The sequence below is a fragment of the Halorientalis sp. LT38 genome (assembly GCF_037031225.1).
GTDB lineage: Archaea > Halobacteriota > Halobacteria > Halobacteriales > Haloarculaceae > Halorientalis > Halorientalis halophila.
Map to the genome: position 1 here is coordinate 585,360 of NZ_JAYEZN010000001.1, position 20,795 is coordinate 606,154.

The window sequence follows — 20,795 nt, forward strand, 5'->3', positions numbered from 1 at the left end:
ACGACCGCAAATCCGACTCCGCCGCAGATATTCACTTGCGCGGCTTGGGATTGCGGTAGTGTTTCGGCGACCCGTCGGCCGGCAGGGCTGGCTCCACAGGCCAGCCCCGCCCCCGACACGCCGGACAGCGGTCGTAGCGGTTCCAACCAGCTACCAATGGCACGAATGCACACACGCCGCCGTGGCTCGTCCGACTCGGACAAGCCGGTGGCAGACGAACCGCCGGAGTGGAGCGACGTCGACGCGGACGCCGTCGAAGAACGCGTCGTCGAACTGGCAGAACAGGGGCACAGTCCCAGCGAGATCGGGCTGAAGCTCCGTGACGAGGGCGTCCAGGGGACGCCGGTCCCCGACGTCAGCCTCGTGACGGACAAGAAGGTCACCGAGATCCTCGACGAGAACGACGCCGCGCCCGACCTGCCCGAGGACCTGCGCAACCTGATGGAGCGGGCCGTCGGCCTGCGCGAGCACATGGAGGAAAACCCCAACGACCATCAGAACAAGCGCGCGCTCCAGAACACCGAATCGAAGATCCGCCGCCTGGTCGATTACTACCGCGGCGACGAACTCGACGCGACCTTCACGTACTCCTACGACGAAGCAGCGGAACTCCTCGAGTAGATGTCCACCGCCGACCGTCCCAGGGAGAAAGCCTCCGCGGCCAGCGACGTCGCCGCCGTCTGCCGCGACGCCGGGTTCGTCCGGCTCGTCGCCGCAGCCGACGGTGATTCGCTCGCGGCCACGGGCGTCCTCGCCCGGGCGCTCGCGGCGACCGACCGGCCGTTCCAGGCCAGCGTCGTCGCCCCGACCGCCGATCCCGAGCGGGCCACCGAGGCCGACGCGACGATCACGCTCGGCCGTGCCGATGCGGCCGCCGACGCGTCGATCCCGAGCGCTCCGGACCCAGTCAGCGAGGTGGCCTTCCGGGCCGCCGAGGAACTCGGCCACGCCGACGCCGTGCTCGCGCTCGCCGGGGCGTCCGTCGCCCCGACGACGCCGAGCGCCACGCTTCGCGAAGCGGCGGGCGTCGAGCGCCGACCGGGCGTCGCGACGCCGACGTCGAACCTGTCGGAAGGGCTTGCATTCGGCACGCGGCTGCACGCGCCGTTCTCGGGCGATCCCGAGACCGTGCGGGCCGCACTGGCCGACTGCAACCTCATGCTGGCGGCCGAGGACGCCGACGCGATGGACGACGACGACCGGCGCCGACTGGCGTCGATGGTCGCGCTCCGCACCGTCGGCGACGCGGACGCCACCGAGCGCGCAGCCGAGTCCGTCGAGGACGCGTTGCGACCCCACGCCGGCGGCCCCTTCGGCACGGTCGAAGGGTACGGCGACGTGCTCGACGCGGCCGCCCGGGAGGCGCCCGGCACCGGCGTCGCGCTGGCGCTGGGTCACGACTCCCGCGACGCGGCGCTCTCGGCCTGGCAGACCCACGGCGAACGCGCTCACGAGGCGATCACGTCTGCGACGACCGGCCGGTACGACGGCCTGTTCGTGGCACGCGGGGAGTCACAGGGCGACGTCCCGGTCGGGACGGTCGCGCGCCTGCTCCGGGACTTCCGGTCGCCGGAGCCGGTCGCGCTGTTCGTCACGGACGGGCTCGCGGCCGCGGCGGCCGTCGAGGACCGCGACCTCGCCGCGTCGATGGAAGCGGCGGTCGCCTCGACCGGTGGCCGCGCGGCCGGAACGGGCCGGCGCGCGCAGGCGTCGTTCGAGACGGACACCGCAGCGTTCATCGAAGCGTTCAGAGGTGCGCTATGAGAGCCGTTATCGAGACGACCCACGGCGATCCCGAGCGGGCCGCGCAGGTCGCGGCCGCGCTCGTCCCGGACAACACCGAGGAGATGGCGACGACGGTTGACGGACGGACGGTACGGACGGAGATCGACCGCGAGTCGACGGGCGGCCTGCACGCCACCGTCGACGACTACGTGGTCAACTGCGCAGTTGCGGACAGACTAACCAAGACACAATCATGAGTGAACGATCGGTCTCACGACAGAAGCAGGGCAAGCAGTGGTACACCGTGTTCTCGCCCGAGCAGTTCGAGCGCGAGGAACTCGGTGAGACGCCCGCAGTGGAATCGGACCAGGTCCTCGGACGGACCATCGAAACGACGCTGGGCGACCTGAAAAGCGACGCCAGCGAGAACAACAAGAAACTCACCTTCCAGGTCGACGAGGTGGCCGGCGACTCGGCCTACACCGAGTTCGACACCTTCGAGCTGACCCGGGACTACAAGCGCAGCCTCGTCCGCCGTGGCTCCTCGAAGATCGAGGCCTTCGTCACGGTGCTGACGACTGACGACTACCGGCTGCAGATCCAGCCCGTCGCCTACACGACGAAGTCCGCGGACCACAGCCAGGAGAAGGCCATCCGCCGAAAGATGATCGACCTCGTCGAGGACGCCGCGAGCGACCGCACCTACACCGACCTGGTCGACAGCGTCGTCGAGGGCCGGCTCTCCTCGGCCATCTACAACGAGGCGAAGCTGATCTACCCGGTGCGCCGGGTCGAGATCCAGAAGGCGACCCTCGAGGCCCGACCCGCCGAGGTCGCCGCCGAAGAGGAGACCAGCGTCGACGTCGACGAGGAGGACGTCGACGTCGAGGAAAGCGACGACTGAGCGACGACCATTTTCGATTTTTCACCGACCACGGAGCGGCGGCGCCAGAAAACTCGTCCGCGATCAGTAGCGCCGTCGGCTCACTCGGTCGTCGCGTCGGTCCCTGACTCGTCGGTGCCCGTGCTCGTCCCGGAGTCGGTCGCCGTGACGCGCCCGCCTTCCGGCGTCCGGGTCGCGTCCTCGGTCACCTCGATGGTGCCCACCATGCCCGTCTTCTCGTGGGGGATGCAGAAGTACTCGTACGTTCCGGGGACGGTGAAGGTGTGTTCGTAGGTCTCGCCGCTGCTGAAGCCGCCGCCGCTGTTCTCGAACCAGCCGTCGCGCGCGGCCTGCGTGCTCTCGAACCCGCCGGAGGCGAAGAACTCGGCCTCGTCGGGGATCGCGCTCTCGTAGGCGGTGACGGTGTGGGTGCTCTTGCTCGTGTTCTTCCAGACGACGGTCGTGCCAGGTGCGACCGCGAACTCCACGGGGCGGAAGGCGGAGGTGGACATCCCGATGTCGTACTCGTCTTCTGAACTCTCGGCTCCGCCGGAACCGAGACAGCCGGCGAGGGCGGCGGTGCCGGCCCCGAGCGTCGCGAGGTAGGCCCGTCTGCGCATATCCGAGTCTCGGGACCGGAGCGTGATATGTCGCGCGGTTCGAGACGAGCGCGGCGGGGAGGGCCGACGGCGCGAGTAGCGGCCTTTTTGCCCCCGCCATCCCAGGGGCGGGTATGGAGAGAACGACGTTCGGATCCGGCCTGCTCGCGGTCGGCCTCGCGACGGTCGCGGTCGCCCTCTTCGAGTTCGGCACGAAGATCCCGCGGCTGACGGGTGTCGGCGTCGGCGCGGGCGCGGTCGTGGCGCTGCTCGGGCTGGCGAGCGTGCTCGGCTACGGGTTCGACCCCGAGGGAGAGAACCGGCTGGTCGGCGTCCTGGTCGTGTTCGGGTCGGTCGCGGCCTTCGGCCTGCTCGTCACCGGACTGATGCACGCGATCGAGTGAGCGGTCGGTACCGAACGGACTAAGGCGGCGCTGCTCGGAAGCGGTGGTATGCAGCCGCGGTTCGTCGGCCGGCTGGGACTCGCAGACCTCGTGACGGTGGCCAACGCAGGCCTGGGCTTCGGCGCGGCCGTGGCCGCCACCGTCGACCCCGCGCTGGGCGCGCGACTGATCCTGTTGGCGGCCGTCGCCGACGGACTCGACGGCGTCCTCGCCCGGGCAGTCGGCAGCACGCCCGTCGGGGAGTTCATCGACTCGCTGGCCGACGTGGCCTCCTTCTGCGTCGCCCCCGCGGTCTTCGTCTTCGCCGTCGTCAGCGCCGAGTGGGGACTGACCCTCACCGGCGCGGACCCGCCGGAACTGTTGGCCGCCGCCCTCGTCGTCCCAGCGCTGTTCGTCGGCTCGGGCGTCGTCCGCCTCGGGATGTACACGGCCTACGACATCGGGACCGAGGCGACCGAGGGCGTCCAGACGACGCTGGCGGCGACCATCCTCGCGGTGGTCTACCTCGCCGGCGTCCAGGGCGCGGCCCCCATGCTCGTCCTCACGGTCCTGTTCACCTACCTGATGGTCACGACGATCACCTACCCCGAGTTGCGCGCCTCGCACGCGCTGGGGATGGGCGTGGTCCAGGCGGGCGCGATCGTCGCGCCGACGGCCTACGGTCGCGTGTTTCCGCGGGCGTTGCTCGTGGGTGCAGTCCTCTACCTGATCGGCCCGTGGTTCTACCGGCGCTACCTGGTGGACGGGTCGGTCGAGGGGACCGATCCCGCGCCCGAGCAGGCGGACACCCTGGACACCGAATAGAAACGCCTTTTGTGCGGACAGTCCACGCAGTCTGTATGAGCAACGGCGACGGCGAGGACGGCGCGGACGAGGCCGAGGCCGAGACGCCCGACGCGTCACCCGAGAACGGCGACGCGGGAGCCGACGTACCCGCGGCCGACCCGGACGCGGTCGCGGATCGGCTGGATTCGGTCGCGGAGTCGCTCGAGGCGGCCGAGACCGAGGCCGACCTCGACGCCGTCGAGTCTGACCTCGACGGGATCGAGACGGCGATCGACGGGCTCGCCCCGGACGACGCGGGCGACGAGGAGGACGAGGAAGCAGAAGAGAGCGACGAGGTCGCGGACCTGCGCGACCAACTCGAATCGCTCCGGGAGGAACTCGCGGACCGGCGCGGCCCCTACGCCGAGGACGTCACCGAGAGAATCGAGGCCGCGGCCGAGACCGTCGAGTCCGCCGAGTGGACCGAGGACGGCGAACTGGACGTCATCCCGGCCGTCGAGGAGTTCCTCGACACCGCCGGCAGTCAGCTGGTCGAGACCTTCGAGCCCGACAGCGACGACCCCGAGGACCTGGCCGCGGAACTACGGCGCGTGAGCGAGGTCCTCGCGGACACCGATCTCGATCCCGACGAGGACGAAGACACCATCGAGACGCTGCTCGCGGCCGTGGAGGACCTGCAGGACGACCTCGAGGACGCCGAGGAGTGGGACGACCTGCTGGTGCGCGAACAGCTCGCCGCGCAGGGCTTCTACGACCCGCTCGACCCCGAGAACCGCAAGGACTTCCCCGCGGAGTGGAACGCGATCAAGCTCCACGAGAAGGCCTACAAGGACGGCGACGACGAGGCCGTCGAGATGGTCCTCCTCGGGCTGGAGAAGTTCGAGTCCGACTTCATGGAGGAGAACGTCCTCGACTCGCTCGAACGGATCGCCCCGCCGGAGGCCACCGACGACCTCGTGGCGCTGGCGGAGAAGCGTGACCAGCAGGCCATCCGCATCCTCGGCCGGATCGGGACCGAGGAGGCCCTCGACACCATCGAGGAGTTCGTCGACGGCGGCGACGTGGCGCTGCGGAAGACGACGCTGCGCGCTATCGGCGCCATCGGGGCCGAGCGCTCGACGCAACTGGTGGCCGACCAGCTCGTCGACGACAACCCCGAGGTCCGCTCGACGGCCGCCCGAGCGCTGGGCCTGATCGGCGACACCCGTGCGATCGACCCGCTCGCGGACGTGCTCGAAGACGACGACGCGGACGAGGTCCGGGCAAGCGCCGCGTGGGCGCTCAACCGGATCGGGACCGAGGGGGCGCGCGAGGCCGCCGCCGACTACGCCGACGACCGCTCCTACATCGTGCAGGTCGAGGCCGAGAAGGCGGAACAATCCTCGGCGTAACGCCAAGCGTTTCTTTCTCCGGTCGCTATATCGCGGCATGACTGCCGAGTCCGGGGTCGAAGGTCCAGACCCCAGCGGCGACGACCGGGCGAACTACGATTACGCCGGCGGCGAGGTGCAGCGGCCGGGACTGGTCTCGGACCTCCGGACGCTGGTCGACGGCGACGTCCGCTTCGACGAGTTCACGCGCGAACTGTACGCCACGGACGCGAGCATCTACGACGTGACGCCCGTCGGCGTCGTCTTCCCGACGGACACCGAAGACGTGTCTGCCGTCGTCGAGTACTGCGCCGAGCGGGGCATCCCCGTCCTCCCCCGCGGCGGGGGGACGAGCCTCGCCGGCCAGACCGTCAATCGGGCGGTCGTCCTCGACCTCTCGCGCTACATGGACGACTTCGTCGAGTTCGACGCCGACGAGCGCCGCGCTCGGGCCCAACCGGGAATCACGCTCGGCCATCTGAACGCCGAACTCGCCGACGCCGGGCTGAAGTTCGCCCCCGACCCGGCGTGGGGCGACAAATCGGTGCTGGGCGGGGCCATCGGCAACAACTCCACCGGCGCACACTCGCTACAGTACGGCAAGACCGACGCCTACGTCGAGTCCTGCGAGGTCGTCCTCGCCGACGGCACCGTGACGACCTTCGAACCGGTCCCGGTCGAGGACCTGGACGACCTGGCCGACCCAAACGGCGACCTCGAGGGCCGGATCTACGCCGCCGTCCGAGACGTGCTGGACGACGAGACGATCGCCGACGCCTACCCCGACCTCAAGCGCAACGTCTCCGGGTACAACCTCGACTACGTGATCGACCGCGCTCGCGAGGACGGCGTCGCCGACCTGCCCGGACTGCTCGCGGGCAGCGAGGGAACCCTCGCCGTGGTGACCGAGGCCGAGGTTTCGCTGGAACCGGTCCCGGAGACGAAGGGGCTGGCCCTGCTCCGGTACGACGACCTCCTCGACGCCATGGAGGACGTCGAGCCCATCCTCGAACACGATCCGGCCGCCCTCGAGGTGCTCGACGACGTGCTGCTCGACCTGGCCCGGGACACCGCCGAGTTCGGCGCGCTCGTCGACGAGATGGTGCCCGCCGGCACGGGCGCCGTCCTGCTCGTGGAGTTCTACGCCGACAGCGACGCCGAGGGCCGTGAACGGGTCGCCGACCTGCTGGCCGACCGCGCGCCCGTGAGCGAGACGCTCGCGGACCCCACCGGCGACGGCGTCGAGACCGACGCGCCGGTCCGGGCCGACTCGGCCGCCGAGGCCCACGACGACGCAGAACGTGAGCAGTTCTGGAAGCTTCGGAAGTCCGGGCTGCCGATCCTGCTGGGCCGGACGAGCGACGCGAAGCACGTCGCCTTCGTCGAGGACACCGCCGTCCCGCCGGAGAACCTCCCGGAGTTCGTGGCCGACTTCCAGGCGGTGCTGGACGACCACGACACGTACGCGAGTTTCTACGCCCACGCCGGTCCGGGCGTCCTGCACGTCCGGCCCCTGGTGAACACCAAGACCGGCGAGGGCGTCGCCAAGATGGAGTCCATCGCCGACGAGGTGACCGACTTCGTCGTCGAGTACGGCGGCTCCGTCTCCGGCGAGCACGGCGACGGCCGCGCCCGGACCCAGTGGAACAAGAAGCTGTACGGCGACGAGATCTGGGAGACCTTCCAGGACCTCAAGACCGCGTTCGACCCCGACTGGCTCCTGAATCCGGGCCAGGTCGTCTTCCGGGCCGACGACCCGACCGACTTGACCGAGAACCTCCGGTTCGACCCCGAGTACGAGTTCGACGCCGGGTTCGAGCCGACCCTCGAGTGGGACAACGAGAACGGCTTCCAGGGGATGGCCGAACTCTGTCACGGCTGCGGCGGCTGTCGCGGCCACCAGGACACGACCGGCGGCGTGATGTGTCCGACCTACCGCGCCGCGGAGGAGGAGTCGCTGTCCACGCGCGGCCGGGCCAACGCCCTCCGGCAGACCATGTCCGGCGACCTGCCCGACGTCGAGGGGGACTCCGAGGAGTTCCTGGCCGAGGTGATGGACCTCTGTATCGGCTGCAAGGGCTGCAAGAAGGACTGCCCGAGCGAGGTCGACATGGCGAAGCTGAAGGCCGAGGTGACCCACGAACACCACAAGCGCGAGGGAGCGAGCCTGCGCGACCGGCTGTTCGCGAACGTCGACCGGCTCTCGGCGATCGGCAGCGCGCTGGCGCCACTCTCGAACCTCGCCACCAAGGTGCCCGGTTCCCGAATCGTGACCGAGAAGGCGCTCGGCATCGCCCGTGAGCGCACCCTCCCGACGTTCGAGCGGGGGACCTTCGTGAAGTGGTTCCGGAAACGCGGTCCCGGCGTGCCCGTCGCGGGCGCCGACCGGCGCGTGGTCCTCCTCCCGGACACCTACACCAACTACAGTCGGCCGGAGGCGGGGAAGGCCGCCGTCCGCGTGCTCGAAGCGGCCGGGATCCACGTCGAGGTACCGGGCGAGCTGACCGACAGCGGCCGGGCGGCCTTCTCGAAGGGCTTTCTCGACCAGGCCCGCGAGACCGCGCGGAAGAACGTGACCGAACTGGCTCCCCGCGTCGACGACGACTGGGACGTGGTCGTGATCGAGCCGTCCGATGCCGTGATGTACCAGTCGGACTACCTCGACCTGCTGGGGGACAGCGAGGACGCGGCGGCCGCCGAGACCGTCGCGAGCAGCGCGTACGGCGTCCTCGAGTACCTCGACGCCCACGGGCTGGACGACGCCGTCGACTTCGAGATCCCCGACGAGGACCTGACCTACCACGGTCACTGCCACCAGAAGGCCACGGCCAAGGACCACCACGCCGTCGGCGTCCTCCGCCGGGCCGGCTACCGCGTCGACCCCCTCGATTCGGGCTGTTGCGGCATGGCCGGCTCCTTCGGCTACGAGGCCGAACACTACTCGATGAGCCGCGCCATCGGCGAGGTCCTCTTCGACCAGGTCGAAGAGAGCGGCGGCGAGCAAGTCGTCGCCCCCGGCGCCTCCTGCCGGACGCAACTGGGCGACCGCCCCGGCGCCGACGACGAACCGCCACACCCGATCGAGAAGGTCGCCGACGCGCTGGCCGACTGAGCCCGTCGGACTTCAGACAGTATTTTGGGCCGGGGGCTGTGGGTCCGCCCACATGCTCGCGATCCTCCGTCGGCTCGGGGAACGGTGTTCGGACCTCTCCGAGGAGTACATCCCGGACCCGTACGTCATCGCCATCCTCCTGACGTTCGTCGCCGCGGCCGCCGCGATCGCCACGGGCGCCGGGCCGAGAGAGATCATGGGCGCGTGGAACGGCGGCGTCTGGACGCTGCTGCCCTTCATGGCCTCCATCGCCGTCCTCCTGATGGCCGGCGACGCCATCGCGAAATCGCCGAAGTTCACCGCGCAACTGGAGAAACTGGCGCGAGTACCGAACTCGCAGTTCACGGCCGTCTGGTTCGTCGGGTTCGCGGCGATGGCCGCCGCGCTCGTCTCCTGGGCCATCGGCCTCATCGTCGGCGCGATCATGGCCAAACGCGTCGCCTACGAGTGCCGGGAGAAGGGGATCGCCGTCCACTACCCGCTGCTGGCCGCGGCGGGGTACACCAGTCTGATGATCTACCACGGCGGGCTCACCTCCTCGGTCGGGCTGATGATGGCCGACGCGTCGCTCATTCCGGCGTCGTGGGCGGCCCAGTACCGGGCGACGATCCCCCTCTCGGAGACCGTCGGTTCGCTACCGAATATCGTCACGACCGGCACGCTCCTCGCAGTGATCCCCGTCCTCATGGCCCTGCTCCACCCGAAAGAGGGTATCAGCGAGTTGCCCCGACCCGACTACCGGGAGATCGACGCCATCGTCGCGGCCTCCGCGAGCGAATCGCCGACTGCTCCGGGTGCGGGGCCGGACCCGGAGGCCACGACCGACGGCGGCCGGGTACGGGTGGCCGACCGGCTGAACGACTCCCGGCTGATCGGGCTGTCCATCGCGCTCTTCCCGGCGTACTTCGTGCTGAACGCGTGGGTGCTGACCCCCGGCGGCATCTCGAACCTGACGCTCAACAGTATCAACGCGCTGTTCGTCACCGTCGCCGTCCTGCTGTGGGTGCGGCCCATGGCCCTGGTCGACCAGATGAAACAGAGCGTGAGCAACATCTCCGGTGTCATCTTCCAGTTCCCGTTCTACGCCGGGATCGCCGGGATCCTCACGGGGACGGGGCTGGCGACGTTGATCGTCGAGTTCGTCGGCGGGTTCGCGACGCCGACGACCTGGCCCGTCGTCGGCGTCCTCGTCGCCGCCTTCGTGAACGTCTTCATTCCCTCCGGCGGGGGCCAGTGGGTGGCGATGGGGCCGATCATGCTCGAACTCACCCAGCAGATGGGGATGAGCGCGCGCGACGCCGTCCTGATCGAGATGCTCGGCGATCAGCTGTCGAACATGATCCAGCCGTTCTGGGCCATCCCCCTGCTGGCCATCGCGAACCTGCGCGCCCGTGACATCATCGGCTACACGACGGTCGCGATGCTCGTCGGCCTCGTCGTGGTCTGTGGCTGGCTCACCCTCTTCCTGGTCGTCCTCTGAGTCGCCCTATCTGGCGTCGAGGAATGCTCTGGCCTGCTTCTCGCCGTCGCGGACGAGCCCCTCGAGAAAGTCGGGGTCCCGATCCAGTTTCGTCCGCCAGTCGAGGTTGCGGCTCTTCGGGAACCGGATGCGCGCCACGTCCGTGTGCGTGTAGCGCTCGGGGAGATAGCCCTTCTCGATCCAGTCGTTGACGCGCTCGATGAACCGGATCTCGGCGTTCATCGAGAGGTTTCCAGACAGTTCGTTCCGGCGGTTGTGAATCCCCTCCATCGTGGTCGGCGGCTCCGGCCGCTCCTGGGGGTTGATCTTGACGAGCCAGATCTCGTCGGGGTCGGGGACGTCGCTCGCGTCCATGAAGTCGTTCAGCGGCGGGTTCTTCGAGAACAGGCCGTCCCAGTAGTGCTTGCCGTTCAGCTCGATCGCCTCGAAGATGTGGGGTTCCGCGGCCGAGGCGAGGACGGCGCCGCTCGAGAGGTCGTCCTCGCGGAAGATCTCGAAGGTCCCGTCGCAGACCTCGATGGCGCTGAGGAAGAGGCCGGGTTCGCTCCCGTCGAGCAGGTCCGGAATCGCCGCGAAGTCGACGTACGATTCGAGCAGCTCGCGGAACTCGTCTTCGCCCCACTTCGCGCCCGGCGAGTCGGCCGGACTGATCGCTGGGAGCGGCACGCCCATCCGCTGGAGTTGAATCCCCCACCGAAGCAGCCCGTTCGCGGCGCGATGGAGCGGCGACGACGCCGCGAGGTCGGTCCAGAAGCCCGTCAGCAGTTCGCCCGGGTCCTCCTCGGGATGGACGTGGCCGTACCAGGCGAGCGTCGCGCAGGCGGCCCCACCCGAGGTCCCACTGAAACCGATCAGGTTGACGTCGGGAGGCAGGTCCCCGAGCAACTCGCGGAGGACGCCGGCCGTGAAGGCGGTGTGACTGCCGCCGCCCTGACAGGCGATTGCGACGTCCGTCCCGTCTTCGGTCATGAACGCGACTGGTCACGGGGCGTGGTTAAGTACTCCGCCTCGGGCTCCCCGCGTCCGATGCGGCCGCTCGGACGCGAATCGTCCCGACTCGCTGCGTCGGGAGCACCGATGCCGCCATTTTCAGTGCCAGTATTTATCCGTCGGGCGACAGTTTACGGTACGAGGACACACCAATGGGAGTACTCGATTCGTTCGGCGCGCTCGTCAGTAGCATCATCGCAGCGATCGTCATGCTGGTCTTCGCGATCCTGAGTTTCTTCGTCACCGTGTTCATCGTCCAGATGGGGGCTGGACTGGCGGGTATCTCGCCGGGCAGCGACTTCGTCGTCCTGTCGGCGGCGATCCTGGCGACGGGCGCCATCGTCGCGGGCGCGTCCCCGATGACGGGACTGGCAAACCCGCAGGAGTAACGGCACGAACACGTCGCCGGGCTTATGCCTCGTCAGCGTATTCCGTACAGGATATGAGCGACAGCGTCGGTGACCCGGGTGAGTCTCCGCTGGTCGAGGTCGAAGACGTACTCGAACGACTGTTCCGCGACGGTCGGACGAACGCAGTGCTCGCGTGGTTGCTGGTCGGCGTGCTCGCGTCGGTGTTCGTCGAGAGCCTCCTCGACCTCGACCTCCAGTGGATCCTGTTCGTCGGCTTCGTCGGCTTCGTCGTCTCGCTCCCGCCGGTCGTCTACCGCGACTGGCGAGCGATGCTCCCCTGGGAACTGCTCGTGCTCGCGCTCTTTCCCCTGCTCGTCCGCGGGCTGATGGGTGGGTCGGTCGGCACCTTCGCGACGTACTTCTCGCTCGCGGCGCTGGCCCTGCTCGTCGTCGTCGAGCTCCACATGTTCACCACCCTGGACGTCACCCACTGGTTCGCCGTCGCCATCGTCGTCATGACCACGATGGCCGCCGTCGGCGCGTGGACCGTCTTCCGGTGGAACGCGGACCGCTTTCTCGGCACCTCCTACCTCGTCGACAACGAGGCGCTGATGATCGAGTGGTTGTACGTCACCCTCGCCGGCTTCGCCGCGGGAATCCTCTTCGACGGCTACTTCCGGCGACGCGACCGCCGCCTCTGGCGGGCGATCCGGAAGGTGGTCCGACGATGACGCTGCTCCCCCGGCCCTCAATGCGCAACCAGCGGCGGCTCACCCGCGGGATGCAACTCGTCTTGCTCTCGCTGGTAGCCGCCGGCTTCGTCTTCGGCCAGCCGAAGGCGATCACCAACGGCGGCATCGCCCTGCTGATCACCTTCATCCCCGCGATACTCGAACGCAACTACGACCTGCCGCTCGACCCCTGGCTCGCCCTCTGGATCACGACCGCCGTGTTCCTCCACACGCTGGGCTCGGCCGGCCTCTACACCCTCATCTTCTTCTGGGACAACATCACCCACGCCATGTCGGCCTCGCTCGTCGCGGCGGCGGGCTACACCGTCGCGCGGGCGATCGAACTGCACAGCGACGAGATCCACGTCCCCCAGCGACTCGTGTTCGTCTACATCTTCGTCATCGTGCTCTCCTTCGGCGTCATCTGGGAACTGTTCGAGTTCGGCCTCGACATCATCGCCACGGAGACCGGCCTGACGATGCCGCTGGCCCAGCACGGCCTCGACGACACCGTCAAGGACACGATGTTCAACTCCGTCGGCGCGCTCATCGTCGCCGTCTTCGGCCAGGTCCACCTGGCCGGCGTCGCCGAGGACGTCCGGGACCGACTCTTCTCCGCGGAGTCCTGAACCGGCCCGGCCGGTCGTGAACCCGATTCTCCGGTAGGATTACTCGCACCGCCCGCCCGCGAAAAAATGACATCCGTCGGCCGACCTTCCGACGCCAGCTAGGACTCGGTCTCCTCGAGTTCGGCCGTCGCACCGTTTCGCTTGACGCTCTCGATACCGTCGTGGGCGCCGCTCCGGTCGGCGTACCCCTCGCCGCTGTCCAGCAGGATGTTCCCGTTGCGGTGGCGCAGCCGCCAGCGGTGGTCGCCGCCCCTGTCCTCGTAGATCTCGAACGCCGCGCGCCCGATGTCGAGCACGTCGGCGTCGGGCGCGTACTCGCGGACCGACTCCACGGCGTCCTCGGCACCGTCGCGGGAGCCGTAGCCCTCGCCGCTGTCACCGAGGATCTCGTCGTTCCCGCCGCGCATTCGCCAGCGGTACTCGCCGGCCGAATCCTCGTAGATCTCGAAGTCGAGCTGGTCGACGCGCTCTCGGATCCGGTCGACGGCGCGGTTGGCGTCGTTGCGGCGCGAGTAGCCCTCGCCGCCGTCGGCCAGGATCTCGCCGTTGCGGTGGACGAGCCGCCAGCGCCACTCGCCGCCGGCGTCGAGGTAGACCTCGAAGCCGGTCGGATCGAACCAGAGGTAATCGGCCGGGCCGACGTAGTCGCGCACGCGGTCGATCGCTCGCTTCGCGTTGCTCTTCGAGGCGTAGCCCTCGCCGCCGTCACCGAGGACGTTCCCGTTGTCGTGTCGGAGTCGGAAGCGGTGTTCGCCGGCGTTGTCCACGTACACCTCGAAGGTGGCCTGGCTCTCGACTTCCTCGACCGGTTCGAACTCGGCGGTCTCTTCCGGCAGGTCCTCCTCGCGCTCGATGAGGAGGGTGGTCGCGCCCAGCGCGTTCCGGCGGACGCTCGCCATCCCCTTCTGGGCGTTGTGTTTGCGGGTGTAGCCCTCGCCGCCGTTAGCGATCAGGTTCCCGTTCCGGTGGCGGAGCCGCCAGCGCCATTCGTCGCCTTTGTCCTCGTACAGCTCGAAGCGGGCCTGGCTGGCGTGTGCCGCGTCGAGTTGCGCCTGCAGGTCAGCGGCCGACGCCGCGCTCGCCGTGGACTCGTCGCGCGACTGGTCGAGACTCTCCTCGAGCTGGTCGCGCTCCTCGCGCACGGCCGCGAGTTCCGACTCCAGTTCCGCGGCTCGCCCCTCGCTTGCCGCCAGGTCCTCCTCGGTGACCCCCGCGATCAGGGGGGCGATGAGTCCGCCGAACGTGATGATCACCAGTCCGATCCCGTAGAGGACGATGACCGGCTGGCTCCCGGTCTGGACGTTCCAGTTGGCCGGGAACACGAGCAGGAACCAGACCGCCGCGGCGAAGCAGACGGCCTGGCCGCTATAGGCCGCGTAATTCGCCCAGGACTGGACCGGGAGTCTGATGACCGGCCCTGCGACGAGCATCGCGAGTCCGACCGCGGCCACGAAGATGCTCAGTTCACGGAGCGTGAGCCCGGAGCTTCCCACTGCGGACGTACTGGGGAGGAACAGCAACACCCCGAGGGTCCCGAGAACAAGCCCGATCAGGAACACCCAGTATCCACGGACCTCGTCGTGCGTCGTCGGTTCGCCGATCCTGTCGCGGTAGATGCCGTACAGGACGCCGCTGCCGGATTCCATTGCCATGATTCACTGTCTTCTCTCACGCAGGCAATATAAATAGTTTGACTACACTTCCGTTTTCTTACAGGTTCGAGTCGGTGCGCCTTTCCCCCGGGCGCCCGCGGGTCCCGTATGGCATCACCCCTGCCGGTCGGTCTGTCGATCGGTCTGGTCGCGGTTCTCGTCCTGTTGAGCGCCTTCTTCTCGAGCAGCGAGATCGCCATCTTCACGCTGTCCGACGAGTGGCTCGCGGAGCGAACCACCGACGGCGACGCGCGATGGACGGTCCTCCAGGGACTCCGGGACGATCCACACCGTCTCCTCGTGACGATCCTCGTGGGGAACAACGTCGTCAACGTCGCCATCGCGAGCATCACCACCGTCGTCATGATCGAGTTCCTGCCCGCCGGGAGCGCCGTCACCGTGGCGACGGTCGTCACCAGCTTCGTCGTCCTCGTGTTCGGCGAGATCGTTCCCAAGTCCTACGGCCTCGGGCACGCCGAGGAGTGGGGCCTGCGGGTCGCGCGACCGATCGCCGTCGTCGGCAAGGTTCTCTACCCGCTCGTGCTGGTCTTCGACGTGATCACTCGCCGCATGAACGCCGCCATCGGCGGCGAGACGGACATCGAGAAACCGTATCTGGACGACTGACAGGCGAGTCCCGGTCGAAGCGCGTACAGTTACAATCCTCCGGACCCGACGGAACGAACGGTGACCGATCGACCCGACGAGCCGAGCGACGATGCGAGCCCTGCAGCCGATCCCACTCGGGACGAGGTGCAGGACGCCATGGCCCCGCTCGAACCGTACACGACGGGCGAACTCGCCCGTGTGCTGGACGCCCCGCGGCGACTGGTTCGTCAGCTGCTCGACGCGCTGGCGGACGAAGAACAGATCCGGAAGAAGACGCCGGAGCCGGATCGAACGATATGGATCCGCGAACCGCCCGCCCGAACCTGCCCCGGCTGCGGCCGGACGTTCGAGATCAAGTTCCTCCACCCGGTCCTGTCGTCGGCGCGGTTCTGCCCCCGGTGTGGCGCGCAGCTGGACTAACCCGGACCAGCGTCGACGGAAGCGGTTCTACCCACCGAGCGCCAGCCATCTTCGCTGGCCCAGCCCGTATTCGATATCGCGAGCGAAGGTTTATGCCCGATACCGGGACCACAGGCTCCCGTGTCCCCAGACAACGCCGCGACGGTCGCGCTCGTGACCCTCGTGGCCCTCTTGGCCGGCACTCCGGCGTTCGCAGCGGCGGCTACCGCGACCACCGCGACGATTTCCGCTGACGGAACGAGCGAAGGATTAGCGAACGACTCCGCACCGGTTCGGGTGGCGTCGATCTATCCGAATCCAGTCCCCGAGGGCGACGCCGGGGAGTTCGTCGTCCTCGAGGCCGCGAGTCCGACTGCTCTCGGGAACTACTCCATCACGGACGGAGAAGACGTGATCGAGCTTCCGAACCACACCGTCGACGGACGAGTCGCACTCGCGACGGCCCCCAACCTGACGCGGAACCGAACGGACGCCCGGATTCTCCGCCTGAACCGGGGGCTCGCGCTCGCCAACGGCGGCGATCGGGTCACGCTCCTTCGCGAGGGGGACCCCGTGGAGACGGTGGCGTACGCAGACGCACCCGAGGGTGAAGTCGCGACCCCGTCGAGCGACGGCGTCACCTGGCGTCCGGTCGGTGCCACGTCGTTCCCGGTCGTGAACGCCTCGAATAGGGGGGTCGAAGCGTTCGTCCTCCCCGACGACCGATCGGTCCCGGTCGAGACGCTCGCGAGCGCGGACGAGCGGATCCTGCTGGCGGGATACACGCTCACCTCGGAGCGAGTCCGAGAGGAGTTGCTCGCCGCCAATCGTCGCGGGGTCACAGTCCAGGTCCTCGTGGACGGCAGTCCAGTCGGCGGTCTGACCCGGCGGTCGGCCGAGACGCTCGACGCCCTCGTCGCGAGCGGCGTGAACGTCACGACGCTGTCGGGCGACCCGGGTCGCTACGAGTTCCACCACGCCAAGTACGCCGTCGTCGACGACCGCGCTCTGGTCACGACGGAGAACTGGAAGGCCGCCGGAACGGGCGGTCGGTCCAGCCGTGGCTGGGGCGCCGTCGTCGAGTCCGACCGGATCGTCTCGGCGCTGGCCGCGACCTTCCGGGCCGACACCCGGGGCCTCGACGCCCAACCCTGGCGCCGGTTCCGGTCGGGCGAGGAGTTCGACCCGGCCGAGACGCCACCCGCGAACGGGAGCTTTCCGAAGCGCGTCAACCCGGAACGGTTCAGCCCGGAGCGCGTCGAGTTACTCCGGGCCCCGGACAACGCCGAAGGGCGACTCTTGACGCTGCTCCGGAACGCCGACGATTCGATCAGGATCGAGCAGGTCTCGATCGGGAGTCGAAACCAGCCGTTCCTTCGAGCGGCCATCGACGCGGCTCGCCGGGGCGTCGAGGTGAAGATTCTGCTCAGCGGGGCCTGGTACGCACGCGAGGAGAACCGTGAGTTGATCGACTGGCTCGACGAACTCGCCACGCGCGAAGACGTCCCCCTCGAGGCCCGGATCGCCGACCCGAACGGCCGCTTCAAGAAGATCCACGCGAAAGGCGTGATCGTCGACGGCGAGCAGGTCCTGCTCGGCTCGATGAACTGGAACAACCACTCCGCCCGCGAGAACCGGGAAGTCGCCCTGCTGCTCGAAGGGGAGGGAGTGGGCGAGTACTTCGGCGAAGTATTCCGGGCCGACTGGCGCGGCGGCGACTGGCGGCTGCCGGTCAGCGTGCTCGTCGCCGTGGTTCTGGGAGCGCTGGGGGCTCTCGTCGTCGCTCGCCGGTTCGAGTTCGAAGGCTGAAGTGGTTCGCTGCAGACCGCCCATAAACCGGTAACCGGTATAGCAAATCAGGGACCGGGCGCGAACTGGGCGAGGTCGCGCAGGGACTGGCGGACCTCGACGACGAGGTTGTACTTCGAGACGGCGATGGCGTACGCCTGGGACTGTTGGGGTACCGAGGACAACTCTGCGTTGGCCTGCTGCTGGTGGGCCTCGAGGTGGTTGTCCAGGTCGGCGAGGCGCTCGCGGAACCCGCCACCGGCCGGCGCCTGCTGTGGGGACTGTGACTGGGGCTGGGCCTGTGACCGAGCCTGCTGGGGCTGGCGTTGGGCCGCCCCACCTGCCTGAGACTGGGGCTGCCCGCCCTGTCCCGGTTGCTGGGGCTGGCCCCCGCCGCCTGGCTGCCGGGTTCGGCCGCCCGTCTGTTGGGGCGGCTGGCCGGACTGGGGCTGCCCGCCCGGCTGCTGTGACGGACCGCCCGGTGCCTGCGACCCCGAGTATGGCTCCCAGCCGCTGGGCCGCTCTGCGGCACCGGGCTGTTGACTCGCGGACGCACCCGGGGGCGGTCCCTGGGGCTGTGACGGCTGCTGCGCTGTTCCCTGTGGCTGTGACGGCTGGGGCTGTGCCCCGCCGGGCGGTTGGGAGGGTTCTCGCCCCGGGGGCTGGGGCTGGCGCTCCCGACCCTGTCTCTCGGGTGGCGAGGGACGTCCCGGCTGCGCTTCCTGCTCGGTCGCGCCGGGTTCGCTGGCGCCCGCGCGAGATCGGGGGACCGGTTCGCCGCTGGCCGGGCCCGGCGGTCCCAGTTGCTCGGCGTCGGACTCCCCGGACTCGCCTGCCGGGAGCCGCTCGGTGAAGGGCCACTCGCCGTCGATGGCCTCCTCGTCCAGTTCCGAGCGGTAGGTCTCGACCAGCGTCGGTTCGTAGGCGTCGAGGACGTCCTCGAACGGGAGGTCGTCCTCCTCGTCGTCGTGTTCGCCACCGATCGCGCGCCGGATGTCGGAGGCGTACCCTCGCGAGGATCCGGTGAGGTCACTCACGTCGGTGGTCTTCCCCTCCGGACCGACGGCGATCCACGCGTTGATCAGCCGCTCTTTCTTCGATAGGTCCGCCTCCAGGTCGGACTCCTCGCGATCGCTCATGCGGAGCAGTTCCGGCCGCCGGGCTTTCGTTATGAATCGCGTAGCCCGCATAAGCCGATCTGAACGCGAAGTAACGCCGGGCTCATTCGGATCGAACAGTGACGGGTCGGAGTAAGCCGGGCCCAATCGGTCGCCGAGAAGGAGTCTTCGAGGGTGCCGGGATTACTCGTCGGGCAACGTCGCGGCGAGGTCCGCGTCGAGTTCGGCGTCGGCCATCTTCTCGACCAGCGCCTCGATGACTTCCTCGCGCATCCCCTCGACGAACTTGATCGAGCCGACGACGAGGTGCCCGCCGCCGGAGACGCCGCCGCCGTCGATCTCGTCGACGAGCTCTTCGACCATCTCCGGGATGTCCAGGCGGACGCCGTCGGAGCGGAGGACGGCGAAGTCCGGCCCGTAGCCGATCGTGATGACCGGATCGCCCGTCTCCTCGACCTTGCGGTCGTGGATCTCGCCGGTCGTCTTCCCCGGCGCGGGGTAGGTGAAGCGGTGCGCGTGGTTCTCGACGTCGATGCGGTAGAGGTGCGCGTCGTTTTCCAGGCGCTCGTGTTCGACGTGGGACATCGCTGCGTCGAGCTGTTTGTCTACGTCGCGTTCGGCCCGGGAGGCCAGGAAGTCGACGAGTTCGTCGTGGCGCTCGCGGTCGTCACAGGCCACGTTCAGGGCGTCGTTGATGAGCTCGCGGCCGTCGTTGTACTTCAGCCAGTGCGTGGCGTAGTCGAGGGCCTCCCCGACGTCCCGGAGGTCCGACTCCGAGTAACCCTTCTCCGCGGCCAGGTCGACGAACTCGTCCATGACCTCGGCCTGCGAGCGGTCGGCGAGGCCGGCCACCGCGGGGACGTGCCGGAGCTCGTCGGTCAGCGATGGGTCGATCATCCGGGCGAGTTCGACCGACATCATGCCCGTCGTGATCCGGTAGTCCTCGTCGTGGAGGTACGGATTGACGTGCTCGTCCACCAGCGGGCCGACCGCGTCGGGGTCGGGATGGTGGTGGTCGACGACGACGATGGGCACGTCGTAGTGGGCCAGGTTGCGGTAGGCCGGCGTGTCCTCCTCGGTCGATCCGTTGTCGAGCATCAGGAGGAGCGGGAGCTTCTGCCCGTGGCGCTTGCGGTTCTCCAGGGCGAAGTTGAGGTCCCGCGTGACGTCCTCCATCTCGTAGAAGGGGGCCTTGCTCGGGAGCCGCTTGAGCAGGTGTCGCGGCGCTTCGGCGTCGTGGTGGTGGTCGCGAATGAACCGTTCGAGGGCCAGTTGCAGGGGAACGGACGCACAGAGACCGTCGCCGTCGGCGTGGTGTCGCATCCGGATCGGTCGCCCTTCGAGGACGGCCTCGCGGAGCCGCCGGGCGACCTGTTCCAGGTCGGGCCGAAGCTTCTCGAAGGCCGGCCAGTCGACCATCGGCTCGACGTCGTTCGGGGCCGCGTACTCGTCGAGCGCCGCATCGAGTCGCTCGCGAGCGTCGGCTGCCGCCTCGCCCTCGTAGCGTTCGAGCGTATCGACCTCGATCTGGATCGCCGCTTCGCGCATCTCGGCGCGACCGGTGATCCTGACGACGTCGTCGATCTCCACGTCTGGATAGGCCCGCACACCGGCCTCCTCGAAGGCGGCACAGGGGACGACGCCGGACTCGTCGCGGAGCTGGAAGATCGTCGGCCCGCCGGTCTGTTTGATCTGGACGACTTCGCCCTCGAGCGAGACCGTCGATCCGACGACGTCCGCGAGGTCGGCGACGGGGACCGATTCACCGGCGTCGACGCGCTCGGTCTCGTACTCGGCGAGTTCGATCTCCTCGAAGCTCACGTCGCCGTCCTCTCTGATCTCGGAGAGTTCGACGAGCAACTCGTCGCCGACGTCGTAGGAGCCGACCAGGTTCGACTCGTGGACGAGGCCTGACAGGCCATCGGTGACGTCCACGAACACGCCGTAGGCGACGACGCCGTTGACCGTCGCGTGATAGTAATTTCCGCGTTCGACGTCGTCGAGCGAACAGCCGTCAGCGAGGTCGTAAACCGTAGGAACTCCGTCGGCGGAGACCTCCGCCCCGTCGTCGGGAGTGGATGGAGACATTTGCCGGAGGTTCGGCGCTCGCGCGTTTTAACCTTTGGAAACGCTGACGGGTCGCCCTCGGCGCATCCGGAACGCTTAGAAG

Annotated in this window: 19 protein-coding genes and 1 pseudogene; 15 read left to right on the plus strand and 5 right to left on the minus strand. The window is 68.8% G+C overall.

Annotated features, from left to right (window positions below):
* Positions 1-156: 156 nt before the first annotated feature.
* The 4 genes from U5918_RS03120 to U5918_RS03135 are packed head-to-tail and all read left to right on the plus strand — an operon-like array spanning position 157 to position 2,629.
* Positions 157-621, plus strand: a complete 465-nt coding sequence (locus tag U5918_RS03120) for a 30S ribosomal protein S15 (RefSeq protein ID WP_335999382.1) — start codon at positions 157-159, stop codon at positions 619-621.
* A complete protein-coding gene (locus tag U5918_RS03125) occupies positions 622-1,764 on the plus strand; it encodes a hypothetical protein (RefSeq protein WP_335999383.1) in 1,143 nt (380 codons plus the stop codon). It abuts the gene before it with no gap.
* Positions 1,761-1,982 carry a KEOPS complex subunit Pcc1 gene (locus tag U5918_RS03130; RefSeq protein WP_335999385.1) on the plus strand — a complete coding sequence of 74 codons (222 nt, stop codon included), beginning with the start codon at positions 1,761-1,763 and terminating at the stop codon, positions 1,980-1,982. Before U5918_RS03125 ends, U5918_RS03130 begins: the two co-directional genes overlap by 4 nt.
* The gene (locus U5918_RS03135) at positions 1,979-2,629 is read left to right on the plus strand and encodes a 30S ribosomal protein S3ae (protein WP_335999386.1); all 651 of its coding nucleotides are present in this window, start codon (positions 1,979-1,981) and stop codon (positions 2,627-2,629) included. The genes U5918_RS03130 and U5918_RS03135 overlap by 4 nt, the downstream gene beginning before the upstream one ends.
* Positions 2,630-2,808: 179 nt before the next feature.
* Here U5918_RS03135 and U5918_RS03140 read toward each other — a convergent pair.
* Positions 2,809-3,228, minus strand: a pseudogene (locus U5918_RS03140) (plastocyanin/azurin family copper-binding protein); the annotation flags it as partial.
* A 113-nt stretch (positions 3,229-3,341) separates the two neighbouring features.
* Between U5918_RS03140 and U5918_RS03145 the strand changes: the two are divergent.
* The 5 genes from U5918_RS03145 to U5918_RS03165 are packed head-to-tail and all read left to right on the plus strand — an operon-like array spanning position 3,342 to position 10,359.
* Positions 3,342-3,611 carry a hypothetical protein gene (locus U5918_RS03145; RefSeq protein WP_335999387.1) on the plus strand — a complete coding sequence of 90 codons (270 nt, stop codon included), beginning with the start codon at positions 3,342-3,344 and terminating at the stop codon, positions 3,609-3,611.
* A gap of 48 nt (positions 3,612-3,659) precedes the next feature.
* Positions 3,660-4,415, plus strand: a complete 756-nt coding sequence (locus U5918_RS03150; protein ID WP_335999388.1) for a protein sorting system archaetidylserine synthase — start codon at positions 3,660-3,662, stop codon at positions 4,413-4,415.
* Positions 4,416-4,450: 35 nt separating this feature from the next.
* Complete coding sequence (locus U5918_RS03155; protein WP_335999389.1) at positions 4,451-5,788, plus strand: HEAT repeat domain-containing protein; 1,338 nt, start codon at positions 4,451-4,453, stop codon at positions 5,786-5,788.
* Between the two features lie 37 nt (positions 5,789-5,825).
* Complete coding sequence (locus U5918_RS03160) at positions 5,826-8,879, plus strand: FAD-binding and (Fe-S)-binding domain-containing protein (protein ID WP_335999391.1); 3,054 nt, start codon at positions 5,826-5,828, stop codon at positions 8,877-8,879.
* 52 nt (positions 8,880-8,931) lie between these two features.
* Complete coding sequence (locus tag U5918_RS03165) at positions 8,932-10,359, plus strand: TIGR00366 family protein (protein ID WP_335999392.1); 1,428 nt, start codon at positions 8,932-8,934, stop codon at positions 10,357-10,359.
* A gap of 6 nt (positions 10,360-10,365) precedes the next feature.
* Here U5918_RS03165 and U5918_RS03170 read toward each other — a convergent pair whose 3' ends face one another.
* The gene (locus U5918_RS03170; RefSeq protein WP_335999393.1) at positions 10,366-11,328 is read right to left on the minus strand and encodes a patatin-like phospholipase family protein; all 963 of its coding nucleotides are present in this window, start codon (positions 11,326-11,328) and stop codon (positions 10,366-10,368) included.
* Positions 11,329-11,501: 173 nt separating this feature from the next.
* On the opposite strand from U5918_RS03170, the gene U5918_RS03175 reads away from it, so the two are divergent.
* From U5918_RS03175 to U5918_RS03185, 3 genes are read left to right on the plus strand one after another with little or no spacing between them, the layout of a single operon-like run.
* Complete coding sequence (locus U5918_RS03175; protein ID WP_335999394.1) at positions 11,502-11,738, plus strand: hypothetical protein; 237 nt, start codon at positions 11,502-11,504, stop codon at positions 11,736-11,738.
* 53 nt (positions 11,739-11,791) lie between these two features.
* Positions 11,792-12,430, plus strand: coding sequence for a hypothetical protein (locus U5918_RS03180; protein WP_335999395.1), 639 nt, complete (start codon positions 11,792-11,794; stop codon positions 12,428-12,430).
* Between the two features lie 20 nt (positions 12,431-12,450).
* A complete protein-coding gene (locus U5918_RS03185) occupies positions 12,451-13,059 on the plus strand; it encodes a DUF2238 domain-containing protein (protein ID WP_336003283.1) in 609 nt (202 codons plus the stop codon).
* 98 nt (positions 13,060-13,157) lie between these two features.
* On the opposite strand, the gene U5918_RS03190 is transcribed toward U5918_RS03185, so the two are convergent.
* Positions 13,158-14,711 (minus strand): YegP family protein, encoded by a 1,554-nt coding sequence (locus U5918_RS03190; protein WP_335999396.1) that lies wholly within the window; start codon positions 14,709-14,711, stop codon positions 13,158-13,160.
* A gap of 108 nt (positions 14,712-14,819) precedes the next feature.
* Here U5918_RS03190 and U5918_RS03195 point away from each other — a divergent pair, with 108 nt between their 5' ends.
* From U5918_RS03195 to U5918_RS03205, 3 genes are all read left to right on the plus strand, one after another.
* A complete protein-coding gene (locus U5918_RS03195) occupies positions 14,820-15,338 on the plus strand; it encodes a DUF21 domain-containing protein (protein ID WP_335999397.1) in 519 nt (172 codons plus the stop codon).
* A gap of 60 nt (positions 15,339-15,398) precedes the next feature.
* Complete coding sequence (locus U5918_RS03200) at positions 15,399-15,740, plus strand: hypothetical protein (RefSeq protein ID WP_335999398.1); 342 nt, start codon at positions 15,399-15,401, stop codon at positions 15,738-15,740.
* A gap of 120 nt (positions 15,741-15,860) precedes the next feature.
* Positions 15,861-17,528: a phospholipase D-like domain-containing protein gene (locus U5918_RS03205; RefSeq protein WP_335999400.1), complete on the plus strand. Its 1,668-nt coding sequence runs from the start codon at positions 15,861-15,863 to the stop codon at positions 17,526-17,528.
* Positions 17,529-17,575: 47 nt separating this feature from the next.
* Here U5918_RS03205 and U5918_RS03210 read toward each other — a convergent pair whose 3' ends face one another.
* Together U5918_RS03210 and U5918_RS03215 are read right to left on the minus strand one after the other, a co-directional pair.
* The gene (locus U5918_RS03210) at positions 17,576-18,646 is read right to left on the minus strand and encodes a hypothetical protein (protein WP_335999401.1); all 1,071 of its coding nucleotides are present in this window, start codon (positions 18,644-18,646) and stop codon (positions 17,576-17,578) included.
* A 162-nt stretch (positions 18,647-18,808) separates the two neighbouring features.
* Positions 18,809-20,713 (minus strand): DHH family phosphoesterase, encoded by a 1,905-nt coding sequence (locus U5918_RS03215; RefSeq protein ID WP_335999402.1) that lies wholly within the window; start codon positions 20,711-20,713, stop codon positions 18,809-18,811.
* Positions 20,714-20,795: the final 82 nt, after the last annotated feature.

Bases quoted from the DNA above. Each gene is read 5' to 3' on its own strand.
- U5918_RS03120 (WP_335999382.1), top strand. From the start codon at position 157: ATGGCACGAATGCACACACGCCGCCGTGGCTCGTCCGACTCGGACAAG.
- U5918_RS03125 (WP_335999383.1), top strand. From the start codon at position 622: ATGTCCACCGCCGACCGTCCCAGGGAGAAAGCCTCCGCGGCCAGCGAC.
- U5918_RS03130 (WP_335999385.1), top strand. From the start codon at position 1,761: ATGAGAGCCGTTATCGAGACGACCCACGGCGATCCCGAGCGGGCCGCG.
- U5918_RS03135 (WP_335999386.1), top strand. From the start codon at position 1,979: ATGAGTGAACGATCGGTCTCACGACAGAAGCAGGGCAAGCAGTGGTAC.
- U5918_RS03145 (WP_335999387.1), top strand. From the start codon at position 3,342: ATGGAGAGAACGACGTTCGGATCCGGCCTGCTCGCGGTCGGCCTCGCG.
- U5918_RS03150 (WP_335999388.1), top strand. From the start codon at position 3,660: ATGCAGCCGCGGTTCGTCGGCCGGCTGGGACTCGCAGACCTCGTGACG.
- U5918_RS03155 (WP_335999389.1), top strand. From the start codon at position 4,451: ATGAGCAACGGCGACGGCGAGGACGGCGCGGACGAGGCCGAGGCCGAG.
- U5918_RS03160 (WP_335999391.1), top strand. From the start codon at position 5,826: ATGACTGCCGAGTCCGGGGTCGAAGGTCCAGACCCCAGCGGCGACGAC.
- U5918_RS03165 (WP_335999392.1), top strand. From the start codon at position 8,932: ATGCTCGCGATCCTCCGTCGGCTCGGGGAACGGTGTTCGGACCTCTCC.
- U5918_RS03170 (WP_335999393.1), bottom strand. From the start codon at position 11,328: ATGACCGAAGACGGGACGGACGTCGCAATCGCCTGTCAGGGCGGCGGC.
- U5918_RS03175 (WP_335999394.1), top strand. From the start codon at position 11,502: ATGGGAGTACTCGATTCGTTCGGCGCGCTCGTCAGTAGCATCATCGCA.
- U5918_RS03180 (WP_335999395.1), top strand. From the start codon at position 11,792: ATGAGCGACAGCGTCGGTGACCCGGGTGAGTCTCCGCTGGTCGAGGTC.
- U5918_RS03185 (WP_336003283.1), top strand. From the start codon at position 12,451: ATGCGCAACCAGCGGCGGCTCACCCGCGGGATGCAACTCGTCTTGCTC.
- U5918_RS03190 (WP_335999396.1), bottom strand. From the start codon at position 14,711: ATGGCAATGGAATCCGGCAGCGGCGTCCTGTACGGCATCTACCGCGAC.
- U5918_RS03195 (WP_335999397.1), top strand. From the start codon at position 14,820: ATGGCATCACCCCTGCCGGTCGGTCTGTCGATCGGTCTGGTCGCGGTT.
- U5918_RS03210 (WP_335999401.1), bottom strand. From the start codon at position 18,646: ATGAGCGATCGCGAGGAGTCCGACCTGGAGGCGGACCTATCGAAGAAA.
- U5918_RS03215 (WP_335999402.1), bottom strand. From the start codon at position 20,713: ATGTCTCCATCCACTCCCGACGACGGGGCGGAGGTCTCCGCCGACGGA.